Source organism: Sedimentibacter sp. MB35-C1 (assembly GCF_030913635.1).
Taxonomy (GTDB): Bacteria; Bacillota; Clostridia; order Tissierellales; family Sedimentibacteraceae; genus Sedimentibacter.
In genome coordinates this window covers 287,098-313,320 of record NZ_CP133188.1, presented here as the reverse complement: position 1 = coordinate 313,320, position 26,223 = coordinate 287,098, and the positions used below count along the sequence as shown (strand labels likewise).

24 protein-coding genes and 1 riboswitch are annotated in these 26,223 nt (G+C 35.0%); of the genes, 15 read left to right on the top strand and 9 right to left on the bottom strand.

The window, feature by feature from the left end; all coding sequences use genetic code 11:
- The first annotated feature begins 26 nt into the window (after nt 1–26).
- Nucleotides 27–680: a hypothetical protein gene (locus RBQ61_RS01490; RefSeq protein WP_308138774.1), complete on the top strand. Its 654-nt coding sequence runs from the start codon at nt 27–29 to the stop codon at nt 678–680.
- 67 nt (nt 681–747) lie between these two features.
- On the opposite strand, the gene RBQ61_RS01485 is transcribed toward RBQ61_RS01490, so the two are convergent.
- Nucleotides 748–2,295, bottom strand: coding sequence for an SPOCS domain-containing protein (locus RBQ61_RS01485; protein ID WP_308138773.1), 1,548 nt, complete (start codon nt 2,293–2,295; stop codon nt 748–750).
- Between the two features lie 352 nt (nt 2,296–2,647).
- On the opposite strand from RBQ61_RS01485, the gene RBQ61_RS01480 reads away from it, so the two are divergent.
- Nucleotides 2,648–4,252, top strand: a complete 1,605-nt coding sequence (locus RBQ61_RS01480) for a CTP synthase (protein ID WP_308138772.1) — start codon at nt 2,648–2,650, stop codon at nt 4,250–4,252.
- Nucleotides 4,253–4,306: 54 nt separating this feature from the next.
- Here the strand turns inward: RBQ61_RS01480 and kynU are convergent, their stop codons facing one another.
- Both kynU and RBQ61_RS01470 read right to left on the bottom strand, forming a co-directional pair.
- Nucleotides 4,307–5,590 (bottom strand): kynureninase, encoded by a 1,284-nt coding sequence (gene kynU, locus RBQ61_RS01475; protein WP_308138771.1) that lies wholly within the window; start codon nt 5,588–5,590, stop codon nt 4,307–4,309.
- 34 nt (nt 5,591–5,624) lie between these two features.
- On the bottom strand, nt 5,625–6,746 hold the full coding sequence (locus RBQ61_RS01470; protein ID WP_308138770.1) for a hypothetical protein: 1,122 nt from the start codon (nt 6,744–6,746) through the stop codon (nt 5,625–5,627).
- A gap of 407 nt (nt 6,747–7,153) precedes the next feature.
- Here RBQ61_RS01470 and RBQ61_RS01465 point away from each other — a divergent pair, with 407 nt between their 5' ends.
- Nucleotides 7,154–8,527: a helix-turn-helix transcriptional regulator gene (locus tag RBQ61_RS01465; RefSeq protein WP_308138769.1), complete on the top strand. Its 1,374-nt coding sequence runs from the start codon at nt 7,154–7,156 to the stop codon at nt 8,525–8,527.
- A gap of 7 nt (nt 8,528–8,534) precedes the next feature.
- On the opposite strand, the gene RBQ61_RS01460 is transcribed toward RBQ61_RS01465, so the two are convergent.
- Both RBQ61_RS01460 and RBQ61_RS01455 read right to left on the bottom strand, forming a co-directional pair.
- Nucleotides 8,535–9,725 carry an O-antigen ligase gene (locus RBQ61_RS01460; protein ID WP_308138768.1) on the bottom strand — a complete coding sequence of 397 codons (1,191 nt, stop codon included), beginning with the start codon at nt 9,723–9,725 and terminating at the stop codon, nt 8,535–8,537.
- Nucleotides 9,726–9,738: 13 nt separating this feature from the next.
- On the bottom strand, nt 9,739–10,626 hold the full coding sequence (locus RBQ61_RS01455; protein ID WP_308138767.1) for a DMT family transporter: 888 nt from the start codon (nt 10,624–10,626) through the stop codon (nt 9,739–9,741).
- A gap of 183 nt (nt 10,627–10,809) precedes the next feature.
- Between RBQ61_RS01455 and cls the strand changes: the two genes are divergently transcribed.
- Nucleotides 10,810–12,255, top strand: coding sequence for a cardiolipin synthase (gene cls / locus RBQ61_RS01450; protein WP_308138766.1), 1,446 nt, complete (start codon nt 10,810–10,812; stop codon nt 12,253–12,255).
- 67 nt (nt 12,256–12,322) lie between these two features.
- A complete protein-coding gene (locus RBQ61_RS01445) occupies nt 12,323–13,213 on the top strand; it encodes a diacylglycerol kinase family protein (RefSeq protein ID WP_308138765.1) in 891 nt (296 codons plus the stop codon).
- Between the two features lie 110 nt (nt 13,214–13,323).
- On the opposite strand, the gene RBQ61_RS01440 is transcribed toward RBQ61_RS01445, so the two are convergent.
- Nucleotides 13,324–14,019 (bottom strand): 5'-methylthioadenosine/adenosylhomocysteine nucleosidase, encoded by a 696-nt coding sequence (locus tag RBQ61_RS01440; protein WP_308138764.1) that lies wholly within the window; start codon nt 14,017–14,019, stop codon nt 13,324–13,326.
- Between the two features lie 194 nt (nt 14,020–14,213).
- Here RBQ61_RS01440 and RBQ61_RS01435 point away from each other — a divergent pair, with 194 nt between their 5' ends.
- The 5 genes from RBQ61_RS01435 (at nt 14,214) to RBQ61_RS01415 (ending at nt 18,347) form a co-directional block, all read left to right on the top strand.
- A complete protein-coding gene (locus RBQ61_RS01435; RefSeq protein WP_213927208.1) occupies nt 14,214–14,462 on the top strand; it encodes a GIY-YIG nuclease family protein in 249 nt (82 codons plus the stop codon).
- 58 nt (nt 14,463–14,520) lie between these two features.
- The gene (locus tag RBQ61_RS01430; RefSeq protein WP_308138763.1) at nt 14,521–15,345 is read left to right on the top strand and encodes a DegV family protein; all 825 of its coding nucleotides are present in this window, start codon (nt 14,521–14,523) and stop codon (nt 15,343–15,345) included.
- Nucleotides 15,346–15,426: 81 nt separating this feature from the next.
- Nucleotides 15,427–16,290: a nitroreductase family protein gene (locus RBQ61_RS01425; RefSeq protein WP_308138762.1), complete on the top strand. Its 864-nt coding sequence runs from the start codon at nt 15,427–15,429 to the stop codon at nt 16,288–16,290.
- An 89-nt stretch (nt 16,291–16,379) separates the two neighbouring features.
- A complete protein-coding gene (locus RBQ61_RS01420) occupies nt 16,380–17,288 on the top strand; it encodes a D-2-hydroxyacid dehydrogenase (protein ID WP_308138761.1) in 909 nt (302 codons plus the stop codon).
- A 36-nt stretch (nt 17,289–17,324) separates the two neighbouring features.
- Entirely contained in the window at nt 17,325–18,347 is a 1,023-nt protein-coding gene (locus tag RBQ61_RS01415) for a P1 family peptidase (RefSeq protein WP_308138760.1), read from the top strand.
- A gap of 95 nt (nt 18,348–18,442) precedes the next feature.
- On the opposite strand, the gene RBQ61_RS01410 is transcribed toward RBQ61_RS01415, so the two are convergent.
- The gene (locus tag RBQ61_RS01410) at nt 18,443–19,351 is read right to left on the bottom strand and encodes a hypothetical protein (RefSeq protein WP_308138759.1); all 909 of its coding nucleotides are present in this window, start codon (nt 19,349–19,351) and stop codon (nt 18,443–18,445) included.
- Between the two features lie 114 nt (nt 19,352–19,465).
- Here RBQ61_RS01410 and RBQ61_RS01405 point away from each other — a divergent pair, with 114 nt between their 5' ends.
- On the top strand, nt 19,466–19,690 hold the full coding sequence (locus RBQ61_RS01405) for a glutaredoxin family protein (RefSeq protein WP_308138758.1): 225 nt from the start codon (nt 19,466–19,468) through the stop codon (nt 19,688–19,690).
- A gap of 56 nt (nt 19,691–19,746) precedes the next feature.
- Nucleotides 19,747–20,814, top strand: coding sequence for a 1-aminocyclopropane-1-carboxylate deaminase/D-cysteine desulfhydrase (locus RBQ61_RS01400; RefSeq protein WP_308138757.1), 1,068 nt, complete (start codon nt 19,747–19,749; stop codon nt 20,812–20,814).
- A 293-nt stretch (nt 20,815–21,107) separates the two neighbouring features.
- Here the strand turns inward: RBQ61_RS01400 and RBQ61_RS01395 are convergent, their stop codons facing one another.
- Nucleotides 21,108–21,293, bottom strand: coding sequence for a DUF1858 domain-containing protein (locus RBQ61_RS01395; RefSeq protein ID WP_308138756.1), 186 nt, complete (start codon nt 21,291–21,293; stop codon nt 21,108–21,110).
- 204 nt (nt 21,294–21,497) lie between these two features.
- On the opposite strand from RBQ61_RS01395, the gene RBQ61_RS01390 reads away from it, so the two are divergent.
- The 3 genes from RBQ61_RS01390 (at nt 21,498) to pflA (ending at nt 25,567) form a co-directional block, all read left to right on the top strand.
- Nucleotides 21,498–22,436: a hypothetical protein gene (locus RBQ61_RS01390; RefSeq protein ID WP_308138755.1), complete on the top strand. Its 939-nt coding sequence runs from the start codon at nt 21,498–21,500 to the stop codon at nt 22,434–22,436.
- Nucleotides 22,437–22,487: 51 nt separating this feature from the next.
- Nucleotides 22,488–22,567, top strand: a riboswitch (ZMP/ZTP riboswitch).
- Between the two features lie 44 nt (nt 22,568–22,611).
- Complete coding sequence (gene pflB / locus RBQ61_RS01385) at nt 22,612–24,837, top strand: formate C-acetyltransferase (protein ID WP_308138754.1); 2,226 nt, start codon at nt 22,612–22,614, stop codon at nt 24,835–24,837.
- A gap of 1 nt (nt 24,838) precedes the next feature.
- Nucleotides 24,839–25,567, top strand: a complete 729-nt coding sequence (gene pflA / locus RBQ61_RS01380; protein WP_308138753.1) for a pyruvate formate-lyase-activating protein — start codon at nt 24,839–24,841, stop codon at nt 25,565–25,567.
- Between the two features lie 62 nt (nt 25,568–25,629).
- Here the strand turns inward: pflA and RBQ61_RS01375 are convergent, their stop codons facing one another.
- Nucleotides 25,630–26,085: a universal stress protein gene (locus RBQ61_RS01375; RefSeq protein WP_308138752.1), complete on the bottom strand. Its 456-nt coding sequence runs from the start codon at nt 26,083–26,085 to the stop codon at nt 25,630–25,632.
- Between the last annotated feature and the right edge of the window lie 138 nt (nt 26,086–26,223).

The window sequence follows — 26,223 nt, the reverse complement described above, 5'->3', positions numbered from 1 at the left end:
TTTTAATAATAAACAGAGGAGTATGTATGAAAAAAGGAGATTTAATTTGGGGACTGGCTTTAATTGCCTGGATTATTGTACTTGTTGTACCTCAGTCAAGAGAGGCATTCATGTCTGCTACCGGTACGCATCCGTACATAGGAGGCTTTTTCAAATTCTTCATATTGGCAACCATGGGAGACTTATTGGGAATCAGGCTAATAAAGGGAGACTATTTAATACATGAGGGTGTCGTCTTAAAAGCTGTGGTATGGGGAATTATTGGTATGATGGTTACGCTTATGTTTACGTTATTTATGGGAGGAGCAGCTTCTGCACAAAACGCGGGCTTACTTCCTTTCGCAGGAGTGACCATTGCCCAGGCATTCTTTGGAAGTGCAGCAATGAACTTGACATTTGGCCCAATGATGATGTTTTTTCACAGAATAATGGACTTATGGATTGATTTGTCATATAAAAAAGAAGATAAGGTATCTTTGAGCGGCCTTGTTGATAAAATAGATTGGCATTCGCTTGTGGAATTCAGCTGGGCAAAAACATGTCTGTTTTTCTGGATACCTGCGCATACAGTGGTTTTCATGCTGCCATCGGAATACAGGGTGCTTGTTTCGGCATTTTTGTCTATAGCTCTCGGACTTCTTTTGGCATTTGCGAAGAAATCACAGATGACTAAGGCCTAAGCATTGTAAAGAAGATAATAATAAAAGAGCGGAGTATTTTCCGCTCTTTTATGTAATTATTAACTATCTAAACCATTCTGGCAATTATGAGCTTTGAACCCGGAGTTAATGCGTTTTCGGGAGGAATATCGTTTAGTTCTTTTAAATAGTTTATTGATAAATTATAATTTTTAGCTATATCCCATACTGTTTCGCCAGGTTGAACAACTCTGAAAACCAGGCTGGGCATCTTGCTCCTGTCAATAGGTCCTTCTTCGGTAATGTTTGAGATTATTGTTACCTCATCGTTGTTTTTAAGCTTCATTCCAACGTTTATATCACAGTTAACAATTACGGAATTACTGCCTTTTCTATAAGCTCCGCATTTAGTTATGCTTACATTTGATGAAATATCTGAATTTAGTTCATCTTCTTTAAGATCAACTGCAGCCGTAAAAGGAAGAGAAGCATATGCTTTATCAATTTTATTTATGTCTCCGTTTAAATAGAGCAGATTTACATCAAGATAACCGTCAACAACATATTTGTCATCATAAACTTTTCTTTCGGAAATTTTAGGGCTTACATCTACTGTATAAATATCCTTAACACTGCCAGAAACAACATCGAAGTTATTTTCATACTTTACAGTTTTGTTTACAATGTCATTTATTGATGTGAGATTAACGGTGTCAGATTCTAAACTAAGCAGGCTGTTAGTGGAATAGCAGTCTGTTATTATATTTTTTTCTTCTGTGTCATATAAAACAGCATTAATTGTAAATGGAAGGTTGAATTCAATCAGTTTTTTCTCATTGTCATAGTTCTCGGCAATATTATATGTCATATCGTTAAGAGAAACACCGATTTCTTTAATCATGTTATCGCTTAAATTTTTGACTTCAAGATAGTGAGTGAACGGGAATTCTTCTGACACATGGCCTGTAGCGCTAATATTATTGTCTTCTGTATAAAGGAATCCAACCTTGCAGTTACCTTCAACTAGCATTTTATTGTCCAGGACGTCAACATTTGTTATAAATATTTCAGATTCCGACTTTAAGATTTTAGCTATTTCGCCGGAACTTTTATTCAGCTCAACGGCATCGTTGATGTTTACTTCTTCTGCTAATTCTGCAGTTTTATCGGTGTATTTTATGTTTTTTGTTTTTGCTTGGAATGTTCCGTCTGATTCAAGATTTGAAACAAAATTTACAGGATGTTTGTTTATAACATCAGTATCCAGCAATACAACAGCTTTCACAATGAAGTTTCTTTCTTCAAGCGGTTCTGCTTCTATGTAATCAATATAAGCGCTTGTCAGTGCCTCCATTCCGAATTTTGCTTCTTCAAATGGCATTTCTTCAGTAAAATGAATTTTATCCGACATTGAGCTTACAGAAACATCTTCGTCATTTGAACGGTAGATAATGTTATAGACTAATGTTCCGTCCACAACAACAGAACCGTCGTTAACCTCAGAATTGTTTATTTTGACCTTACCTTCTGTTGATATAATTTTTTCTATATCCGGAGAATTATCAGGAAGTGCAAACTCGCTTTCTAACAAAACTTCAGTAGAACTTGAATCAATAATCTCATTAATATTAAAAGTATCCCCAATTAATTTAAACAAATTAAAATCCTCCTTTAAAAACAGATAGAATCCCATTCTTTTATAAATGTATATGCGACATAAGTTTCGTTAGTACAACTTCTATACAAAAAATTTTAAAAAATCATTGACCTTTTCCTTTTTTTAATATAGAATTGGAAGGTAAATTAATTATCTAAATTTGTTGTTTTTAAATTTTAATTTCTTTACAAACTGTATATATTTAGAGATAATAGAGACTAAAAAAAAAACCCCTTTTTTGTCTCTGTTTTTATGTTTAAGGGGAAAGTACTTATAAATAAAAATTTAATTGGTACAATTAAAAATATAAGGAACGGTATAACGGTATAATAGGATATTACAGGAGGAAAAAATGCCAAAATACATTTTTGTAACAGGAGGAGTTGTATCATCACTGGGGAAAGGAATTACAGCAGCATCATTGGGAAGGTTGCTGAAAGCAAGAGGGTTAAAAGTTACACTTCAGAAGTTTGATCCATATCTCAACGTGGACCCAGGAACAATGAGTCCTTACCAGCATGGTGAAGTGTATGTTACTGATGACGGTGCCGAAACAGATCTGGACTTGGGGCACTACGAAAGAATAGTTGATATAGATTTGACAAAATATTCAAGTATAACATCCGGTAAAATTTACTGGTCTGTTCTGAACAAAGAGAGAAGAGGAGACTACCTTGGAGGAACTGTACAGGTAATTCCTCACATTACAAACGAAATTAAACACATGTTTAAAAGAGTTGCAGCTGTTAATGATGTAGATGTTGTTATAACAGAAATAGGCGGCACAGTGGGAGATATTGAAAGTCAACCATTTTTGGAAGCTATTCGCCAGATCAGATATGAAGTTGGCAGAGAAAATATTATGTATATACATGTTACACTGCTTCCTTATCTGACAAAAGCCGGAGAACTTAAGACAAAACCAACGCAGCACAGTGTTAAGGAGCTGCTGAGTATAGGAATACAGCCTGATATTTTGGTGTGCAGGTCAGAAAAAGAAATAAGTATGGATCTAAAGGCTAAAATTGCACTGTTCTGTAATGTCGAAAAGCAAAATGTAATACAAAACAGTGATGCTGATTCACTGTATGATATACCATTGCTGCTGGAGAAGGAAGGTCTTGCAAAAATAGTTTGCGAAAAATTCGGACTGAATTGTAAGGAACCTGACTTGACAGAATGGAACGATATGGTTCATTGTTCTAAGAATGCTAAGCATAGCGTGAAAATTGCGCTGGTGGGAAAATATGTTGAACTGAAAGATGCGTATCTTTCGGTTGCTGAGGCATTGAGACATGCGGGTATAGACAACTCTTCAGATGTTGAAATTAACTGGGTTCATTCCGAAGAAGTGAATGAAGAAAATTACAAACAGATGCTTGAAGGCAGTGATGGAATATTGGTTCCAGGCGGATTTGGAGACAGAGGAATAGATGGAAAAATACTTGCTGCAAGATATGCTCGTGAAAACAAAATACCATTCTTAGGTATATGCCTTGGAATGCAGATGGCAGTCGTTGAATTTGCAAGAGATGTTTTAAATTACAGCGATGCGGACAGTACAGAATTTAACGCAGAAACAAAGTATCCATTAATAGATATAATGAATGATCAGAAAGATATTGAAAACAAAGGCGGAACCATGAGATTGGGAAGCTATCCGTGCAGACTTACTGAAGGTACAAAGACTAAGGAAGCATACGGCGGTGCGGATATGATAAATGAAAGACATAGACACAGGTACGAGTTCAACAATGAATACAGAAAAGTATGTGAGGAAAACGGCCTGATAATTTCAGGAACATCTCCTGACAATAAGCTTGTTGAAATTGTGGAACTTAAGGATCATCCGTGGTTTGTTGCTGCACAATTCCACCCTGAATTTAAATCAAGACCTACCAGAAGTCATCCTTTGTTCAAAGGGCTTATCAAAGCATCAATTGAAAATAAAAAATAGTTAAAACAAAAAAATTCAGGCTCAGCCTGAATTTTTTATATTTGCAACAGAAAGCTATTTTACAGAGTTTTTTCCACATTCTTCGCTTTCATATTTTTCATATTCTTTATTTTCCATGATTTTTATGATTCTTTCTGTCATTTCGAAAACATCTTCATAAGAGACATATAAAGGTGCAGGTGCCAGTCTTATTACGTTTGGATATCTGAAATCAGGTATTATTTTGTTGGCCTTAAATGCTTCGTTAATTCTTAAAGCATCGGCATGCGTTAAAGCAACATGCCCACCTCTAACTGCATCTTTTCTTGGGCTGCCTACTCCAAAACCATATTTTGCAAGCTTTTCATCAATTAAATACATCATGTAAGCTGTAATTTTTAATGATTTTTCTCTGATAGCTTCAGGCCCTGCTTCGTTTATTATTTTTAGTGAGCCTTCAATAGGTGCCATGGATAAAATAGGTTGAGTGCCAATCTGCCATCCTCCTGCGTATTCTGCATGCTCAAAGTCCTGAGACAGGTTGAATTGAGTTTCCTTTTTGTTTCCTTGCCATCCGGCAAGACCAGGCTTCATGCCGAAATGATTTTTGTTTATATACAATCCCGCTATGGCTCCTGGACCGCCGTTTAAATATTTATAATCGCACCATATAGCAAAATCGGGGTCAATTTTCTTAAAATCATGGGGTACTGCACCGATTGAGTGACAAAGGTCGAATCCTACATAAATCCCTCTTTTGTGGGCTTCTTTTGATATTCTTTCCATGTCTACAAGCTGAGCAGATCTGTAAAGCACTGAAGGAAGCAATACTATGCAAACATCATCAGTCATAGCGTCGATAATATCATCTTCATAGATGTATTCTCCGTCACGGCTTTTCACTACCTTTAGGCATTCATTCGGATCATATCCGCGAGCTCTGATGTCACTCATTACGGCATATTTATCCGTTGGGAAATTAATATCATCCATGATGATTTTGTTTCTCTCAGGTGTCGGTTTGTAAAATGTGTGAATGCACTGATGTATATTAACCGTAGTGCTGTTTCCGCATGTAACTTCTTCAGGATCTGCATTTATAAGTGGAGCCATCATAGCCCCCAGTTTATCCTGGTATAAAAAATACCCGCCTTCAGTCCAAACACCTATCCCCATTTCCTTCCATACTTTTAAAGCTTGAAATAAGGTTTCTTCTGCATCCTTGCTGCACAATCCGCATGAATTGCCATCCATATAAATTTCACCTTCATTGATATAGAAGCGCTCTTTGTATTTTGACAGTTTATCTTCCTTATCCATTTTCTTTGCAAATTCTCTAGTAAGTTCAAAATTATACATTATCTTTTCCTCCTAATTATTATTAATAATATATTTAAATGTTTCTTTCACCTATTGTAGTTAAAAATTCCTCATAACTTCTTTTTTTGATATATTTTGTATATACCATTCCGGCAAATATAATAAGTCCTACATAACCGGAAATAGGATAAATAATTCCAACCATAGTTGAAAATGACAGCTGACCGCCGAAGAAACCCGCTATAGCGGTCACAATTGCAGCAATTCGATATTTAATGCTTTTTTCATTTTCTGATACCTTGTTACATGCCGTAAACATCATTGGAACTGCTGTGGTGTAAATTCCCAATATAAGCATAACAGCAAATATTTTACCAAATACAGGGCTGACTTGAGCGGCTACGTAAAGCGAAGGTATCTCCAAGTTGTAGACACTGTCAATATTAGCAAGAAGTCCAAAATTTAAAATCATAACAGCTATCAAAAATGCGATGCTTCCGAAAAGACCGCCGATAACGGCATTCTTTTTGCTTGTTGCCGTAGTAGCTCCTATACCTGCAAGATAAGGAACCACACCTGTTACGGTGTAAGCTGCATACAATAATCCGGAAACGATCCAGTTGCTGAAATTGCTGTGAACTTCTATTGTGTTAAGAACTTGATCAGCTTCTTTGATGCCTTGGGGGTTTTTTACTATGGCAAGAATGCCTATTATTATAGTTCCTGTCAAAATAAACGGTGAAATATATCCTACAATTTTAACTAAATTTTTCAGCCCAAGGAGAACTGTTGTCAATGAAGCTGCTATCATTATAATTCTTCCTATATTACCGTTAAAACCGTAGTATTCTTCAAACGTTGAACCTGCTGCCGAAATCATTAGTGCATATACAAGAAACAACATAATAGGTGTAAACCATTCGCAAAATTTCCCCAAATATTTTCCTAAGTAAAATTCAAACATTTTATTTGTTTGAGCTAATTTTAAATTTCTTCCATCCTCAATAATTACTACACAGAACCATGCGTACAATATAACTGCTATTATACCTGCTCCAATACTTCCCCATACTCCATGTCCTGAAAAATATTGCATGCATTCCTGCCCTGATGCAAAACTTGAACCGATTACAAACCCCATGAATGCCCCGCCTATTGCTATAACTTGAGGGATGCTTATTTTACTGGTATTCATCTGCTTCCTCCTTTTAGTTTTAAGATTTTTGAGGAAAATTATCATTTAATATAAATTGCATACGTTATCATTAAAACAACAATCAGTGCTTATGGTTATAACCTGTCTGAGCAGCACTTTTAAATGAATTTAGCTTATTGTAATATAAAAAAATAAGTACCCTGGATTTCCTCATGTTTTTATGCTAACATATAAGTGAATTGAATTCTATGGAACTAATATGCATTAAATTGAATTCAATTTTTTCAATAATATAAATTTTATTCATTAATTATATTTTTATGGTATAATAGGGTTAATTTGATATGCATGTATGTATCATTAATTATTTGTATATAAACACAGAAAACATTTTTATTATAAATTTGTATTGGGTGAAATAATTAAATTGAAAGGAAAGTATTGTTATGAATAACCAGTTTGGGAATTTATTAAAAAAGTTGATAACCGAAAAAGGAACAAAAGAAAAAATTATTTCTCAAAAGCTTGGGTACGATCCTACATATTTAAGTAAGTGGATTTCAGGCAAAAACCTTCCTTCACAAAAAAGCATTGATTCTATTTGCGAAAAGCTTTCAGGCATACTTTCAGAGGGAACAGATACGGATGAAATAAAAATTAATTTAAAAAATGCTTATTATTCAGATCTGGGATTTTCCAAGATGGAAAGCAATATGAGTAAAAGCATTTCCGTGATTACTTCGGATTCGGATGTAACGGATTTAATTGTTGAGGTGCTGCAGCAGCTTGAATATTCCGGAATTAGGAATATAACTATCAATACTACGCTTAATCTTTTTCAGAGATTTGAATATCACATTGAAGATATTATTACCAAGCTGCATAAAATGAATCTGGAAAGCTTAAAAATAAACATGTGTGCCTCATTTGACGGGTATCCTTATGACCCTTTAATATTTTGCAATAACTTTATTTCTTTAATTTCGCGAAATTATTTTATTGATTTCAATATATATAAACAAAAAGAAGAAATACCTCAAATTCTAGTCATTAACGACGCCATTGCTATGAATGTGGTTAGTCTGGAAAACGTGGTTTTCTTGTGCTACTACAGCTTTAATGAAAAATATATTCAATCCATTTCCAGTAGTTATAATTTAATTGTTCGCCACATGGAGAAAATATTAAGCTATGCCATGCCGATTTCCCTGAGGAAAACAAATGTACAGATGAATCAGTTTATGCAGGACAACCAGAGCATATTGTTTTCGGAATCCCCGGCAGTTTTTATTCCAAAGAACGTTATATGTGGTTTAATTGAAAATAACGAACTTAATATAAAAGGCGAAGAGTGGAGTGAGCATGTGGAATATCTCGAGCAAGTGAGCAATATTTTTGATAAATATACCAGGCATTATAATATAAAAATACTAGTTTATGAATCTCTTCTTTCACACTATATCAATACCGGGCGCATAGAAATAGGCGGGAAAAAACATGTGTTTACCAAGGATCAGGTTAAAGAACATATTTTGAACATATGCAGCTGTATGAGGGAAAATGAAAATATTGAATTCTATTCCATTTCAGACACTATTGATTTTAACAGGTTATGTTGTGAAACGCCATCTGTGTTCCTTACTCCCACTTCGATTGCGGTAGGTAATACAAATATTTATACCGATGAAACATCATATAATTTCTATTATTCTACAGAAAAATCTATAATCAAAATATTTGAAAGATACATGGATTCAATAATAGAAAAGTCCTCATGTATTAAACTGTCAGCAGACAGACTGTCAGCATATATTGAATGAGGATGTCTTAATTTATAAGAGGTAATTTAATGCTCTTATTAGAGCGTTCAAATGTGTGCAGTGAGCTTATAATTCCTGCATATATGCTCAATATCATCATAATTTGAGGCGTGAGAGGTACGGAATCAACCAGACCGTGAATCATTGTCATTACAAATACAGAAAATGCAGTAATGAAATGAGAATTATGTTTCTTAAATAAATTGTTTTTAAAAAATTTGATAATATTTAATAATAAAATTATAAATAAAGAAAAACCCAATATTCCGGTTTCGGTAAAAACTTGTAAATAAATGCTGTGGCTGTGCTCTATTCCCGTGCTCACAACAGTAGAATAATCAGCAATATGTTTGGACAAGGTTCCGAACCCTATTCCTGATATAAAATTATCCTTTATTATTTCAATGCATGCCTTCCACACTTCTATTCTGTATAAAAAAGAACTGTCTGCTACTGCATTTGAGGGGTTTGCCCGACCTGTTCCCAGAAGTGCATCGAGGCAAAATATTGCCAAAGAAATTATCAGTGCAAATTTTAGGCGCTTTCTGTTAAACAGGGAAGTAATAATTAACGCGGCTACAATAGATATCCACGCGGTTCTTGAAAATGTCAAAAATAAGCAGAATATACCTGCCGAAAATATTATCAGCTCCAGACCTGGCTTTTTAAAGTTAAGTTTTTCTATACTCAGCAATATAATAAAGTTTATATAAAATCCAAAAACATTAGGATTAAAAAAGGTTGAATAAATTCGTTTGTTAACGCTATAGCTACTTGAAACCCACTTAGACGGTATGGTGAATTCCGGATTTATATATTGCAAAACACCTATAAAAAACACAACCATTGATACAAGATAAAATAATTTTACAGCTGCTTCCATGCAATCTGATTCCGCTGCGCTAAACAAATTATAAGAATAACAGCATAAAAAAATTAATAGTACAAAAAATGCGGATACTAATTTATACTCAGATGCTGTTAAACCAATTAACATATATGCATATATTAAAAGTGATGAAAACTGTTTATTAATACTGACTTTTTTGCTCAAAAGCTCTGATATAAGAATAGCTGAAACATATACATAAGCAGCAGGAATGAAAATAGTTGATAAAATTAACAGTAAAAGCTGTTTTAAATGCAATTTTGAAGTTGCTTTTTCTGTAACGCGTAGGTTTGTAATTTCGTAATTCATTTTAGTTCCTTAGTTAATCTGTTGATTTAATTTCTTTATTTTGTGCCGTAAGGTAATAAAATATTCCGTATATAATTATTATGCCTCCTGAAAGGGTATAAATAGAAGGCATTTCATTGAAAATGAACAATGCTAGTATACTTGCAAAAATAGGTTCGCTCAGTGTTGAAACAGAAATCAAAGTTGATGAAACATACTTGATCATGTAATTGTATAGGGTATGCCCAAGTATTGAACAGAAGAATGCCAAAGCCGCAAACAGAAGGAATTCTTTTGGAGCGTATGGATATATGGGTGTTTTAGAAACCATACACATGAAAAACAAAACTAATGAAGAAGATGTATAAACAATGAATACATATACTCCGGCGCTTATGTTTTTTCTGACAATTCCGCCTATGACAAGGTAGAAGGCTACAAAGATTGCTCCCAGGAATGCAAGTATGTTTCCAAGCATGGTACTGCCGGCAGCATCGCCTGATGATCCAAGGGCTATTATGATAGTGCCTGCCAGTGACAATGAGATGCCTATATACATTTTCCTGCTGAGTTTCTCTTTAGTTATAAAGTAATTTGCCAATGCTACAAATATCGGACTGCATGAAACAAGTATTGTAGAGTTCGCAATAGTGGTCATCTTAATAGATGTAATCCACGAAGCAAAATGAAGTGCCAAAAAAATACCGCTGACGGCACATAATCCGTATTCTTTTTTTGATATTTTTTTAAATTCACTTCTGCTGTTTATGATTACGGGAATAAGAAGCATCAGCGATGTAAAAAGCATCCTATATGCGGAAATAACCAGCGCAGGAGCATCTGAATATCTGATTATGATTGATGATAGAGATGTAAAAAATGTTCCTATCAGTACTATGTATTTTGAGGGCGTTTTTTTCACGGTATACCTGCCTTTTATATGAATTTTTAATTATTGCGTCAAAAATCGTATTGTGTACAGCATGGTTTTTTGTTGGTGCTAAATGTCATATTAGCATATAAAAGTTTAAAATTCAATATCTAACAAAAAGTATATTGTGCAGTATAAGAGAAATAATAATCAAATAAAATGAAGGAGGCAGTTATGTTTGATCTTTTCGGGTCGTTTTCAATAATATATCTTATCAATATTGCAATGGCTGTTGTTGTAATTTTTTTAGAGCGAAAAGATCCTACTGCGACACTTGCATGGGTCTTGGTGCTGCTTATTTTTCCCGGTGTCGGTTTTTTGTTTTATCTGCTGCTTTCACAAAACTTCAGCAGAAAAAAATTATTTACTATGAAAATTTATGCTAAGAAGACATTTGGCGATTATATCAGGGTACAGCAGAAGCTGTTTAATAGCGGAGAGCTTGTTTATAACGATAAAAATACGGAAGCTTTCAAGGATTTAATAAAAATGAATCTTTTCTTTCATGATTTTTCGTACACCCAGAATAATGAAGTGAAAATTTATACTGATGGGCAGGACAAATTTTATGATTTAATCAATGATATACAAAATGCAAAGCATCATATTCATATGGAATACTACATTATAAAAAATGATAATTTAGGAAATGACATTTTAAAGCTGCTTGCTAAAAGAGCCTCAGAAGGAATAGAAGTCAGGCTGTTATATGATTCAATGGGAGGAAGGCATCTGCCCGATGAAACTATTGAGAAGGTAAGAAACTCTAAAGTAAAAATCGCAATATTTTTTGCAAGCAATTTTCCACTTTTTAATTTTAAAATAAATTACAGAAATCACAGAAAAATTGTTGTAATAGATGGCGAGACGGCATACATTGGAGGATTTAATGTGGGAGATGAGTATGTAGGGCTGAATAAAAAAATAGGATATTGGAGAGATACACACATTAGAATTTCAGGAGATGCTGTCGTAGATCTGCAGACCAGGTTTTTTCTGGATTGGGGCTACGCGTCAAAAGAGGATTTAATGTTTCTGCCTCATTATTTTCCGGATACAAAACAGAGAGGCAACGTAGGCATACAGATAATAAACAGCGGACCGGACAAACTAGATGAGGCAATTAAAAGCAATTATGTAAAGATGATTAATTCAGCAAAGGAAAGCATACTTATCCAGACGCCGTACTTTATTCCGGATTCATCGGTGTTTGAATCATTGAAAATTGCCGCCATGTCCGGAGTGGATGTTAAAATAATGATACCATGTAAGCCTGATCATCCTTTTGTTTACTGGGCGACGTACTGGCATTGCGGAGGGCTGCTCCGGTACGGTGTTAAGGTATATACATATGAGAACGGATTTATGCATGCTAAAACTCTGGTAATTGACGGAAAAGTTGCATCTGTAGGTACGGCAAACTTTGATATGAGAAGCTTCAAACTTAATTTTGAATGCAATGCAATAATCTATGACACTGAGACATCATCCAAACTTTACAATATTTTTCTTAATGACTTAAACTACTCCCTTGAGCTTACCAGGGAAATATATTTGGAAAGAGGGATTTTAATAAGATTCAAAGAATCAATTTGCAGGCTACTGTCTCCACTGCTATGATATTGATTTTTTATTTAAATGTGATAAGATATACTTTAAACATAACAGGTGATGAAAAAGGTGAATTATGAAAAAATATTTTGTTATATACAATCCCACTTCGGGAAAGGAGCTTGCGGGACAGAAAATATTCAGTTCTTCGCAAATTGTAATGGAAAATGAAGCTGTGGAATTTACTTTTTTTGCGACGAAAAAAAAGGGCGACGGAGAGACTGCAGCCATAAGAGGTTGTGAAGAGGGTTACGATATGATCATTTCTTGCGGCGGAGACGGTACGGTTCATGAAGTCTTAAACGGAATAATGAAAAGTTCGTGCAGAACAAAGCTTGCGGTGATGCCAGCAGGAACTGTTAATGATTTTGCCGCTCAGCTGAAGATTCCCAAGGCATATGCAAATTTTGCATCTCTTTTAATGAAACAAAATTTTAAAACAATTGATGTAGGTAAAATTAATGATAACTATTTTGTTAACGTTGTGGGCGGCGGTGCCTTCATGAACATTCCTCATGATGTGACAGTTGAGGCAAAGACAATTCTAGGTAAGTATGCTTACTATTTTAAAGCGGCATTTGAAGTGCCGGGACAGCTTGTAAACACTAACAATATAAATTACAATATCGATGGAGTGGAATACAATATAAATACGCTGCTTTTTCTTGTAATTAACTCATCAGGAGCCGGAGGCTTTAACAAGTTATGTCCAAAAGCAAAAATAGATGACGGGCTTTTGGATATAGTTATTTTTGAAAAAGCGAACAATGCGGATCTTCTGCAGATATTTACCAGAGTGTTTAACGGACAGCACATAACTCATCCCAAGGTGCATTACATGCAGGGTAAAAATATAAAAATAGACTGCGAGAAGAAAATACCCATTGATACTGACGGAGATATTGGCGGGGTTGTTCCAGCCGAAATATCTTCAGTGCATAACGCAATTGAAATATTGGTGCCGTAGTTTTTAATTCGCGAAATATTTTAGGCTGCTGAAAAATTTGCCTTTATTTACAACGGGGCAAAATCTTTCAACAGCCTTTTATATAATTAAATTATTGTTCGTTTGACAGTCTATACGAAATTTTTTAAAAGAGTGTTTATCATTTTTGTGGATTTCTTTGCTGCTATTTGTACAAATGTGGGGAAATCCATATGAGCCGAACCGTCTGCCTTATCAGATATTGCTCTTACAATGCAAAAGTCCACATTGTTCAAGTAGCAAACTTGTCCTATTGCAGCGCCTTCCATTTCTGCACAGAGAGCGTCAAAATTTTTTACAATATAGTCTTTTTTATCCTGATTGCATATAAACTGATCTCCTGATGCTATGGTGCCTGTAAAAACATTTGTGTTTTCAATACTTTTTGCAGATTTTTCTATTTGCTTAACCAGTTCCTTTGAACATGGGATGTTTATTATATTCATCCCCGATATAAAGCCTACGGGATCTCCAAGACCAGATGTATCCATATCGTGCTGAACAACATTTTCTGATATTACAATATCGGATATGTCGAGTTTTGAACTTAGGCTGCCGGCTACCCCTGTATTAATTATAGCATCAGGCTTGTATTTAAGTATCATTGTCTGTGCGCATACAGCCGCATGAACTTTTCCGACTCCGCATTTTGCGACAACAACATTTTTGCCCTGCAGCTGCCCTTCATAATATACAACTGAACTGATAGTTTCTTTATTTATGTTTTCCATGGATTCGATGAGTTCTTTAACTTCTATTTCCATAGCTCCGATTATTCCTATTTTCATCTCTGCCCTCATTAGTTTTTTTAATTATTTTATTATAGCAAAGAACAAATGTCAACGGTGGAACTGCTGTTAAAATACACAATGCATAAGCAAAGCATATTAGATTAGGAAACAGTATCGCAAATAAAATCTTCAACTTATATTTATTTATGATAAAATAATAACTACAATTAAGAGGAGGGTGACACATAAATATGCATTATATATATATAGTCGAATGCAGCGATAAAACTTTATACACGGGGTATACAACAGATGTTGAAAAAAGAATAAAAACACATAATGATAAGAAGGGTGCTAAGTATACAAGAGGAAGAACGCCTGTTGTTTTAAAGTACTCTGAGCAATTTGACAACAAGGTTGATGCTATGAAAAGAGAAGCCCAAATAAAAAACATGAACAGAGAAAAAAAGCTGAAGTTGCTAAATAGTAGCAAAATTTAATTGTATACTGTGTTAATGTTTGCTATAATTAAAAAAACAGATGCAAGGGGAGATTTGTATGAAAAATAACTTGATTGTTGACAGTTGCACTGACTTTGATAAAGAAACCGAAGAAATACAAAGAGTGCCATTTAGAATACTTATTGATCACGAAGAAATCATCGACGAGGACTTAGACATAAATATACTAATAGAAAAAATGAAAAATACAAGACAACAAATAAAGACTGCATGTGCGCCTCCTGATGATTTTATAAAGAAGCTGAAGGGTGGAGCAAATAATTTTATTGTTACTATTTCAAGCCAGCTAAGCGGGTCTTATAACAGTGCTATGGTGGCGGTAGAACAATTTAAAGAAAAGTTCCCGGAAAGCTTTGTACATGTTTTTGATACAAAAACTGCAAGTGCAGGTGAAACTCTCATATCTATTAAGGTAAAACAATTGATTGAGGGTAATTTTAATACATCGGAGATTATAGAACATACCAACAAATACATTTCTAAGGTCAGAACTCTATTTATACTTGATTCTCTTGATAATCTTGCAAAAAATGGAAGAATAACTAATTTGAAGGCTATTATAGCAAATATAATGCATATTGTACCCATAATGGGAGAAGACGGTGAAGGAAGAATAGTCCTAAAGGAACAGGTGAGAGGCAAAAAAAGAGCATTTGCCCGACTTATTGACATGATAGGCGAATACAATGTAGATTTTGAAAACACAATACTGGGAATAACGCATGTTAATTGTCTGGAAAAAGCTGAAAAGCTGAAGGAAGATATAAAAGCCAGATATCCATTTAAGGATGTCAAAATTTTCAAATCTTCCGGATTAAGCACTGTATACGCTGATGACGGAGGAATAGTTATAGCATTTTAATCAACAATTTAGGGAAATTTATGTTATAACATATGAAAAGTGGGTATAAATAGCATGTAAATAACTTTATGGAGGGAATAGATGGAATACAAAGACTTGATAGCAAAAATTAAATCAGTAAGGAACTATAAAAAAGAAGAAGTAGATCCTGAAACTATTCAAAAATTAACAAAATATTTCGAAGATAGCAAAAGGCTGGTTAAGGATATCGGAATAGAAATGATCCTTATGACCAGAGACGAAGTATTTGACAATATAAAAAATATTGCCGGATATAATGACATTATGTTGGATGCTCCGCAATACTTGATTTTTTTATCGGAAGAGAAAGATCATTTTCTTGAAAATACAAGTTATGCTGCTGAGGATATAAGACTGAAGGCATTTGAGCTTGGTGTCGGATCATGCTGGATAACAATCGGCAACGGAGATGCTGTAAAAGAAAAGCTGAACATTAAATCAGATAAAAAGCTGACAGCACTAATTGCTATTGGATTTGATGATAACAAGAATAAGGTAGTATACGAAAATGTTTCTGCATATAATCCATCAAAGGCAAATGTGAAAATAGTTGAGGATAATACTACTGAAAGACTAAAAATCAGCGAAGTTGTATATATGAATAAGTGGGGTAATAATGCAGACCCGGACGATTTGGCAAACCTTGGCCTTCTGGAAGCATTTTTCTATGCAAGACTTGCACCTTCAACAAAGAACAGACAGCCATGGAGATTCATATATGATAACGGAATGGTAATGCTGGTGTTAAGAAAAGATAAGGATATAAATGAATACGAAGAAAAAATCGATATGGGAACAGTAATGCTTTACTTCCAGCTTATTGTTGATAATACGTTGTTTGATTTGGAATGGAAATTCGGAAAACCTGACAAGGATTATGAAGTGCCTTCTGAGTACAGCATAGTGGCATACTGCGTAAGTTAACATTATAATATTGCTGTTAATGACAGACAGGTTTTTTCAATAGCCGGAGGGTGCGTGATGCGCCCTTTATTTTTTAGAAAGGAAAGCTTATGAAAATAATAATAGACAAAAAATTTCATGAAATAATATCAAAAGAGTTTCCTGAAATACAATTTTATACTGAGCCTGATCAATGCCCCGAAGCTTTGGCACTCATAGGTCAGCCTGAAATTATGAATGTCAAAATACTGGAAAAGCTTCCTAATCTGAAGTGGATTCAGCTTTTCAGAGCAGGTTATGATATGATAGATACGGATTATATCAGAAAAAGAGGAATAACACTTACAAACGGCAAAGATATATTTTCCATACCTATAGCGGAAGATGTAGTATGCAAAATTTTGATGCATAATACTAATGCATTGAGGTATTTAGAAAATAAAAAAGTGCAAATGTGGGATAATACTCTTAGGAGAACTGAGCTTAAGGGACAGACAGTCGGTATTATAGGAACAGGTTCAATAGCTATGGAAATTGCAAAGAGACTTCAGCCTTTTGGAGTTAAAATGCTTGGATATAAGAGAACACCCGTATTGAATGTTCCGTATTTTGAAGAGATATACTCAGGAAAGAGAGGACTTGACCATATAATGTCTGTCAGCGATTACATAATTGTTACGGCAGATTTAAACGAAGAAACATATCATATGATAAATAAAGAAAATTTAAAGTTGATGAAAGAGACAGCTTCAGTAATAAATATTGCAAGGGGAAGTATTATAAATCAGAAGGATTTAAAGGATGCCTTGAAAAACAAATTGATTTCTTATGCGGGACTTGATGTGTTTGAGATTGAGCCCTTGCCAAGTGATGATGAGCTTTGGTCGATGGACAATGTTTACCTTACTCCTCATGCTTCGGCTCTCGTTAAAAACAATAAGGCGAGATGGGTAAAGCTTATAGTACAAAATATAAAAAACTTTGCAGATAATGAAAGGCTGATAAATATAATAATGTAGTTTGTTGCTAAGAGTTTTTTTCATAATGGAGGAATAATGGGTTTAGACAAGGACAGCGGAATAACTATCGGAAGCATAAAAAAAGGAAAAAGAAATTTAATAACAGATGTAAAAGGTGTAAAAGTGGGTCATGTAACTCTGGACAATGGCAGCATTAAGACAGGAGTTACAGCAATTATCCCAAAAGAGGGAAATATTTTTAAGGAAAAGGTGATGGCGTCCTGCCACGTAATTAACGGCTTTGGAAAAAGCGCTGGTATTTTGCAGATTGAAGAGCTTGGAACTATTGAAACTCCTATAATTATGACAAATACACTGAGTGTTGGAACTGCTATGGAAGGGCTGGTTCGATACATGTTGAGGGAAAACGAAGATATAGGCAACTCAACAGGCACGGTCAACTGTGTGGTTACAGAGTGCAATGATGGAAAATTAAATGATATAAGAGGGCTCCATGTAAAAGAAGAACATGTTTTTGAAGCAATAGAAAATGCCGGTTCAGATTTTCAGGAGGGGGCCGTGGGATCCGGTACGGGAATGGTGTGCTTTGGGTTAAAAGGGGGTATAGGATCATCCTCCAGAATTGTGGAGATTGATGGAAATGATTATACAATTGGTTCAATTGTAATGTCTAATTTTGGTTCTAAGAAATACCTTACGATAAACGGGGATAAAGTAGGCGAGAGAATTAAGGAAGCACAGGAAAATGATCAGGATAAAGGTTCGATTATTATGGTTATTGCAACGGATATACCTCTGAGCGAAAGACAGCTTAAGCGTATTTCTAAGCGTTCTACAGTGGCTCTTGCAAGGACAGGATCGTATCTTGGCAACGGAAGCGGGGATATATGTATTTCGTTTACAACTGCAAATAAAGTAAATCACTATTCAGATACGAAAATAGTTGATATAAAAATGATAGACGAAAATGCTATTGAGCAGGTTTTTAAGGCTGTTGCAGAGACAGTGGAGGAATCAATTATTAGTTCTATGTACCATGCAGATACTACGACAGGAATAAACAACCGAACAATAAAAAGCTTGAGAGAATTCTTATAATAGCCAGTCCATATATTAAAATAATAAAAAATGAAGGTATCTCCTTCATTTTTTATTATTTAAGGGGGTTACGTCTATGTATATGAAATGTATTGCTATTCAACAATAAGGCTGTAAACACAACTTACAGGACACTGGGTGTATTCAGAATTATTTACGCAGTTTGAATTAAGTTTATTTCTTAAGCTGTTTTCTGATTTTACATTATCTTTTGCTTTGACCATGTAGCCTATGCGTTTTGATTCAGCCGGCTTCAGACTGCCTACATCCCATTTAAGTATGGTTTTTCCGTTAAAAGTATACACGTTTTTTGGCTGCAAATTGCTTGAATCTCCCACAAATTCCAGACCTTCGTCAAGTATGCTTCTGACATAGACGCTTCTGGCCATGTCGTATTGACCTGCATTGCAATGAATATAAAATTTGGTTGTTTCTCCCTTTTTTATTTTTTCATTGTCACATTTAACAACCATTTCATAGTCACATGCCACGGATGATGAACTGCAAGAGTCGGTATAGTCTTCACAAATAAGGTGCGCATAGTAATTTATCTTGCTTTTATGCAATATTTTATCACCTGAGTTTTCTATGCTTTCGTCAGTTAATTTATCACACAAAGCTATATCAAAGGTCAGGGTATTTACCGAATCCGGCGATAAATTTATGTTGTTGGCAAATACAATAACATTGTTACTTCCTATTTCTGGTGATGGATTTATAGCAGTAACTTTTTCCGCGAGTCCCACATCCGGACCCGAGTGTGATAAATTATTTAAATAGCGTATTCCATTCCCCATGGTTGAACTGAATGAGCACAATTTTGTGCTGTTACTTTTATTTGTAAGAGTAATATTGAGTTTATATATGTAAGCGGGAATAAAAGAAGTATTTGGAATACCTGCTCCTTTTAAAATTCTTCCAGGAGCATTTATGGAAATAGTACATTCCTTCATTACATCATTCCTTTCATGATTTGTCTTAACTGCATAATCTATTTTATTCAACTTGTAATTTTTTGTGAAATGTTTAAATGAAATATTTATGGTACTTTATATAGATTTATGATAAAATATATCAAACGTTAGAATACTTATGATGATTTGAACTCGGGAGGAAATATGAAAAATATCAAAATATATTCAAGTTCAACATGTATGAACTGTACAGCAGCAAAGGAATATATAAAAGAAAAAGGTTATGAATACGAAGAAAAAAATGTATCTTTAGATTCGGAAGCTAAAAAGGAGCTTTTATCGATGGGTTACATGGGAGTTCCGGTGATTTTTGTTGATGATGAAGTGGTTGTAGGGTTCAACAGAAGCAAGTTGGATGAATTGTTGTAATAATACACAGGCAGCTTCCAATCAGCTTTGGAATCTGCCTGTTTTTTGGAGGAAGTATGAAATTAGAAAATTTAAAAAAAATTGAAACAGGCATGTATAAAACACCCATACACAAGCTTGAAAATTTGAGCAAAAAATACGGCATAAACATTTACATAAAAAGAGATGACATGACAGGATATGCCTGCGGAGGAAACAAATTAAGAAAGCTTGATTATTTATTGAAAGATGCATTAGACCATGACTGCACCGTTCTTCTTACTTACGGGGGACCTCAGACAAATCATGGAAGGCTTACTGCTGCAGTGGCTGCAAGATTCGGTCTTAAATGCGGAATAATAATGGATGGTCCTGCTCCTGAAAAGGCAACAGGAAATCTGATACTTGATAAAATGATGGGTGCGGATTTATTTTTCATGGATGATACAAGCTTCCGAAACCAGCCAAGTGAAGTAAGAAAATCAAAATACAAAGAGCTTGTAAAAAAAACAACCGATGAGGTTGTCAGCATGTATGAAAAGCAAAACGAAAAGGTGTACTTAATTCCAATCGGAGGGAGCAGTCCAGTTGGAACTGCGGGCTATGTGACCACGGCAGGAGAAATAAAAGATCAGCTTGAAGAAATGAACATAAAGATGGACTATGTTTTTACGGGATTTGGCTCTGTAGGAACTTACGGAGGTTTGTATCTGGGAGCAAAATACTTTGATGCAGGATTTACTCCCGTAGGCATAAGTGTTTCACATAAAGATGAAGAAGAAATGCGGGAAAAAGTGGAACTGATAGAAGAAACAAACAAATTTCTTGGACTTGACGTTAATGTGTCTGCCGATGATATGTGGATTGAAGACGGGTATGTTGGAATTTCATACAATGTTCCAGATCCGGTTACAAGAGAATACATGTATATGATGGCAAGAGAAGAAGCAATCATACTAGACCCTTGCTACACGGGCAAGGTGTTCAGGGGAATGATTGAAATGATTCAAAAAGGATTGATTTCTAAAGACAAAAATGTCATGCTTCTTCATACAGGAGGAATTCCCGGCATATTCTCAGAAGGACATGAAAATGCCATGCAGGGTGAATTATGGGGGAACAAACAAGTTGAATTTAAACTTTAATTCAATTTAACAATATTAGCTAATTTAACTAAAAATATTATATACTATAAATCTGATTTTTGTAAACAATATTGACATAAGCAAATAAATTAAACAGCTGTTAATTTGTTGCTTTTAAAATAGAAAACCGGCATATATTGCAGTTCAGTATTTTCATTTTATAATGAAAATAATTCGATCAAAAGGGTCCGCTTGAAATTTTTATTTCAAATAAGGATAACAGAAAATAATCGAAATCTGATCTGGAGTATTGCCGGTTTTACTTTTCGCTTAAAAAGGAAAATCCAATGGTTTTATTTATTTAATGCATCCAGCAGTTTGTTCAAATCCATTGCATGAACCGCTGCGGCTTCTTCCAATGTTTCCATCTGAGAAGCAGGGCATCCGACGCATCCCATTCCGAAAGACATTAATATTTCTGCAGCGTCAGGGCTTGCCTGCACTACTTCACGAATAATCATATCTTTAGTTATAGCCATAATGTGCCTCCTTACAAGATTATTAAAGACATTATACATTATATACCCTGCTTATTCAATAAAAAATAATAAAAATTACTAACGTATTCCTGTTTGCAATGGGTAAAAACTGTTTGAATCGATATATTATGTATGATATAATTAAAAAAATATATAGTCTTAATATATTGAAAATACTTGACAGCCTATTAAAGGAGAACTGATATGCAACGTGATTGTAATGATAGAATCAGTTATGTAAAAAAATGCATGGAAAAAAAGAATAAGCTAAAATTGCTTTTGAAACATACTGAACAAGATATGATAAAGGAGAAGCTGCTTTTAAACAAATTGTCCGAGGAACTGGAAAAGGAAAACTCTGATGTTTTAAAGCTTGAATCTTCAAATATGACTTCATTATTTTACGCCATATTAGGAACTAAAGAACAAAAACTTGAGAAAGAAAAACAAGAGCTGCTTAAGGCAAGGCTTAAATATGACCAATGCAAAAATAATGTTGATTTCCTTGCTAAGGAATCCAAGGTAATTATGGATGAGCTTAATCAGGTCGAAATTTGTGAAACAGAATATGAAGATTTACTGAATAAGAAGCTGAAAGAGATTAATCTTGAGGACAGAGAAACAAGCGAAGAACTTAAGCATATTATAAGAAGAAAAGAAAGTATGAATGCTAACATCATTGAAATTGATGAGGCTATAAAAGCAGGAGAAGATGCGCTAGATTACATTGAAAAAACAATAAAAGAATTGGAAAATGCTCAAAATTGGGGGGACGGAGACGGAATGATCGGCAAAATTATCAATCCTTCAGCAAAGTATGAGCATGTCGACAAAGCAGGGCAGTATGCGGAATATACCCAAAGATCACTTGGAAGATTCAAGAGGGAACTTTCTGATATAAAAATGATTACCGGTAAAAGAATAGCTATAGGAATATTCGATGCATTTTCTGATTATTTTTATGACGGCCTTATATTTGACTGGGTTGTGCAGTCAGATATAGGTAAATCTCTGGATGCTGTGAAAAATACTAAAAACCACATAGATAAGGCAATGTCTAAGCTTTATGAAGAAAAAGTAACAGAAGAATGCATGATTAAGCAGCTTGAAGATCAGATTAACCATATAATAGAAAATGCATAATGTTTTGATAATCATAATGTATTGACAATAACAAAATTTTAATATAATATAACATTGTCACATGACTGGCGGAAGTGGGATACCACGAGGGAGTGTGATTAATTTGGAAGTCGACCGCCTGGGCTGAGCTCAGGCGGTTTTTTTATTCTCTTCTGAGCTGAATTTAGGAGGATATATGAAAGCATGGACAAATTTTAAAGAAGGAAGCTGGACAAACGACATTGATGTAAGAGATTTCATTCAAAAGAATTACATTCCTTACGAAGGCAATGAAGATTTTTTGGCAGAACCCACTGAAAGAACAAAAAAATTGCTTGATGAGGCATCAAAGCTTATGTCGGAGGAAATGGAAAAAGGTGTTTATGATGTGGATACCGAACATATTTCAGGTATTGACAGCTTCGAACCCGGGTATCTTGATAAGAAGAATGAAATAATCGTTGGATTTCAGACAGACGCACCTCTGAAAAGAATGATTAATCCATTCGGAGGAATCAGGATGGTTGAACAGTCCCTTGAGGCATACGGATATGCGATGCCACGTGAGCTGAAGGATGTGTTTCACACGTATAGAAAAACACATAATCAGGGTGTTTTTGATGTTTACACTCCGGAAATTAAATCTGCAAGGAGTGTGGGATTGCTGACAGGACTTCCTGATGCTTACGGAAGAGGCAGAATAATAGGTGACTTTAGAAGAATAGCCTTGTACGGCATAGATTTTTTGATAGAAAAAAAGGAAGAAGAGTATAAAGGAATTTCTTTGCCTATGACAGAGGAAAACATCAGAATGAGAGAGGAGATTAAAGAACAAATAAGAGCTCTCAAATCTATGAAATCTATGGCTGCAAAGTACGGTGTAGATATATCACTGCCAGCGGATAATGCACAGCAGGCGGTGCAGGCAGTTTACTTTGGATATCTGTCTGGAGTTAAAGAAAACAACGGTGCTGCAATGTCACTTGGCAGAGTGAGCACTTTTATTGACATATATATTGAGCGAGATTTACAATCAGGTGTACTGACTGAAATACAGGCTCAGGAAATAATCGATCAGTTTGTCATGAAACTTAGAATGGTAAGGCATTTAAGGACGCCGGAATACAATGAACTATTTGCGGGAGACCCTAACTGGGTAACAGAATCATTGGGAGGAATGTCTCAGGATGGCAGAACACTTGTTTCAAGGACTACTTTCAGATTTTTGCATACATTGACTAATTTGAATCCTTCTCCCGAACCGAATATGACCATTTTGTGGTCAAAAGATCTTCCGGAGTGTTTTAAAAAATACTGTGCAGAGATGTCCATAAAAACCTCTGCAGTTCAATATGAAAATGACGACTTGATGAGACCGATGTACGGCGATGATTACGGAATAGCATGCTGTGTTTCAGCAATGAGGCTGGGTAAGGACATGCAGTTTTTCGGAGCAAGATGTAATCTGGCAAAATCTCTGCTCATGGCAATTAATGGCGGCGTTGATGAGAAAAGAAAAATAAAAGTTGTAAGAGATATAGAAAAAATAACCTCTGAGTTTTTAAGTTATGATGAAGTATGGACAAATTACAAGAAAGTTTTGACATATGTTGCGGAGCTTTATGTTAATACAATGAATATAATTCACTATATGCATGATAAGTATGCTTACGAAGCAGGACTTATGGCGCTTCACGACTGCAATGTAAGAAGGCTTATGGCATTCGGAGTTGCGGGGCTTTCAATAGTTGCTGATTCACTTAGTGCTATAAGATATGCAAAGGTGAAGCCGGTTTATGATAATGACGGAATAGCGGTTGATTTTAACATTGAGGGAGACTTCCCCATGTATGGTAATGATGATGACAGGGTTGATTTTATTGCCGAAGAAGTGCTTGAGTTTTTTTCCGGAGAACTTAAAAAGCACAAGACATACAGAGATGCAAAACACACACTTTCTGTATTGACCATAACTTCTAATGTTGTTTACGGTAAAAAGACAGGAGCTACACCGGACGGAAGAAAATCAGGTGAGCCGTTTGCACCGGGAGCTAATCCCATGAACGGAAGAGACAAAAGCGGTATACTGGCCTCTCTAAACTCAGTAGCTAAGTTAAAATATAAAGATGTGTGCGAGGATGGTATTTCAAATACTTTCACAGTAGTTCCGGAGACTCTTGGAAAGCTGGATAGACATAGAAAAGATAATCTTTCAGGCATACTGGATGGATATTTTACACAGAATGCTCATCATATCAATGTAAATGTACTAAGCAGAGATACGTTGCAGGATGCAATGAAAAACCCTGACAAATATCCTAATTTGACGATACGTGTTTCAGGCTATGCCGTAAACTTTAACAGGCTGACCAAAGAACAGCAGCTGGATGTTATTAGCAGAACATTCCATGAAAGGATGTAGCATGAAAGGATATATTCACTCGATAGAAACGCTGGGAACTCTGGATGGACCCGGCATACGCATGGTAGTGTTTATGCAGGGATGCAGGCTGAGATGCGCGTACTGCCACAATCCTGACACTTGGTCTTTTAATCGTGGAACAGAAATAACTCCTGAAGAGATCGTTGAAAAAGCAATAAGATACAAAGATTACTTTAAGAATAACAACGGTGGCATAACATTCTCTGGGGGAGAGCCTTTGATGCAGCCCGAATTTCTACTTGAGTGTCTAAATCTGTGCAAAAAAGAAAATATACACACTACAATAGATACTGCTGGGGTAGGACTTGGAAAATATGACGAAATTTTAAGAAATGCGGATTTGGTGATTCTGGATATAAAGCATCCTGATCCTAAAAAATACAAAAGTCTGACCAGTAGGGATATGGCTGATTACCACATATTTAAAGATTCTGTAATAGAAAATAAGACACAGCTGTGGCTTAAACATGTGGTAACGCCTGGTATAAATGATACATCAGAGGATATGAGGAAATTAGAAGATGAAGTCAATACATTTCCTAAGGAATTGATACAAAAAGTAGAGCTGCTTCCATATCACACCTTGGGGGTGTTCAAATATGAAGAGCTTAATATTGACTGCAAATTAAAAGATGTTCCTGCCATGTCAAAGGAAAGGCTTGAAGAATTAAAAAAGAGCTTAAGCATAGAAAAGTTAGTAAGACAGTAAAATGTATAGCAGAGCCTACGTGTAGAGGCTCTGCTATACTTATAATATTCTTAACGTAATAATTATTCGTCGCTTTCATCGTTGATAATTAACACAGGACATGGAGCATCGGAAATTACCCTTTGTGTAACAGAACCTACAAAAAATCTTTTTACGGCCGAGAAACCTCTTCTGCCCATTACGATTAAATCAAATTTTTCTTTTTTTGCATAATTCAGTATTTTGTCTGAAGGCTCGCCATGCAGTACTATTTTTTCAACATTTTTATCATCAACTTCCAACGAAGATACAAAAATATCCAAGAATTTTGTTTTTACTTGAATTAATTCTTCGGTAATTTTCGGATAATTAAAAGGAACGCTGATAATTCCGCCCACATCGTATGTATATATTCCGCGGGTATCTACAACATATATAAATACAAGCTTGCTGTTATATCTTTCTGCCAATTCTATGGCTTTTTCCGCTGCCTTTTGAGATACAGGCGAACCGTCTATCGGAACAAGTATTTTTTTCATAACTGCCTCCTATAATTTTTTATATATAATATTATACCCGATTAATATGCATGCTAAACTAAATATATGCAGAAGTTAATAATTCAATTCTGATAGCATAAAAAGCTAATAAATAACAAATATGTTTGAAAATTTTAA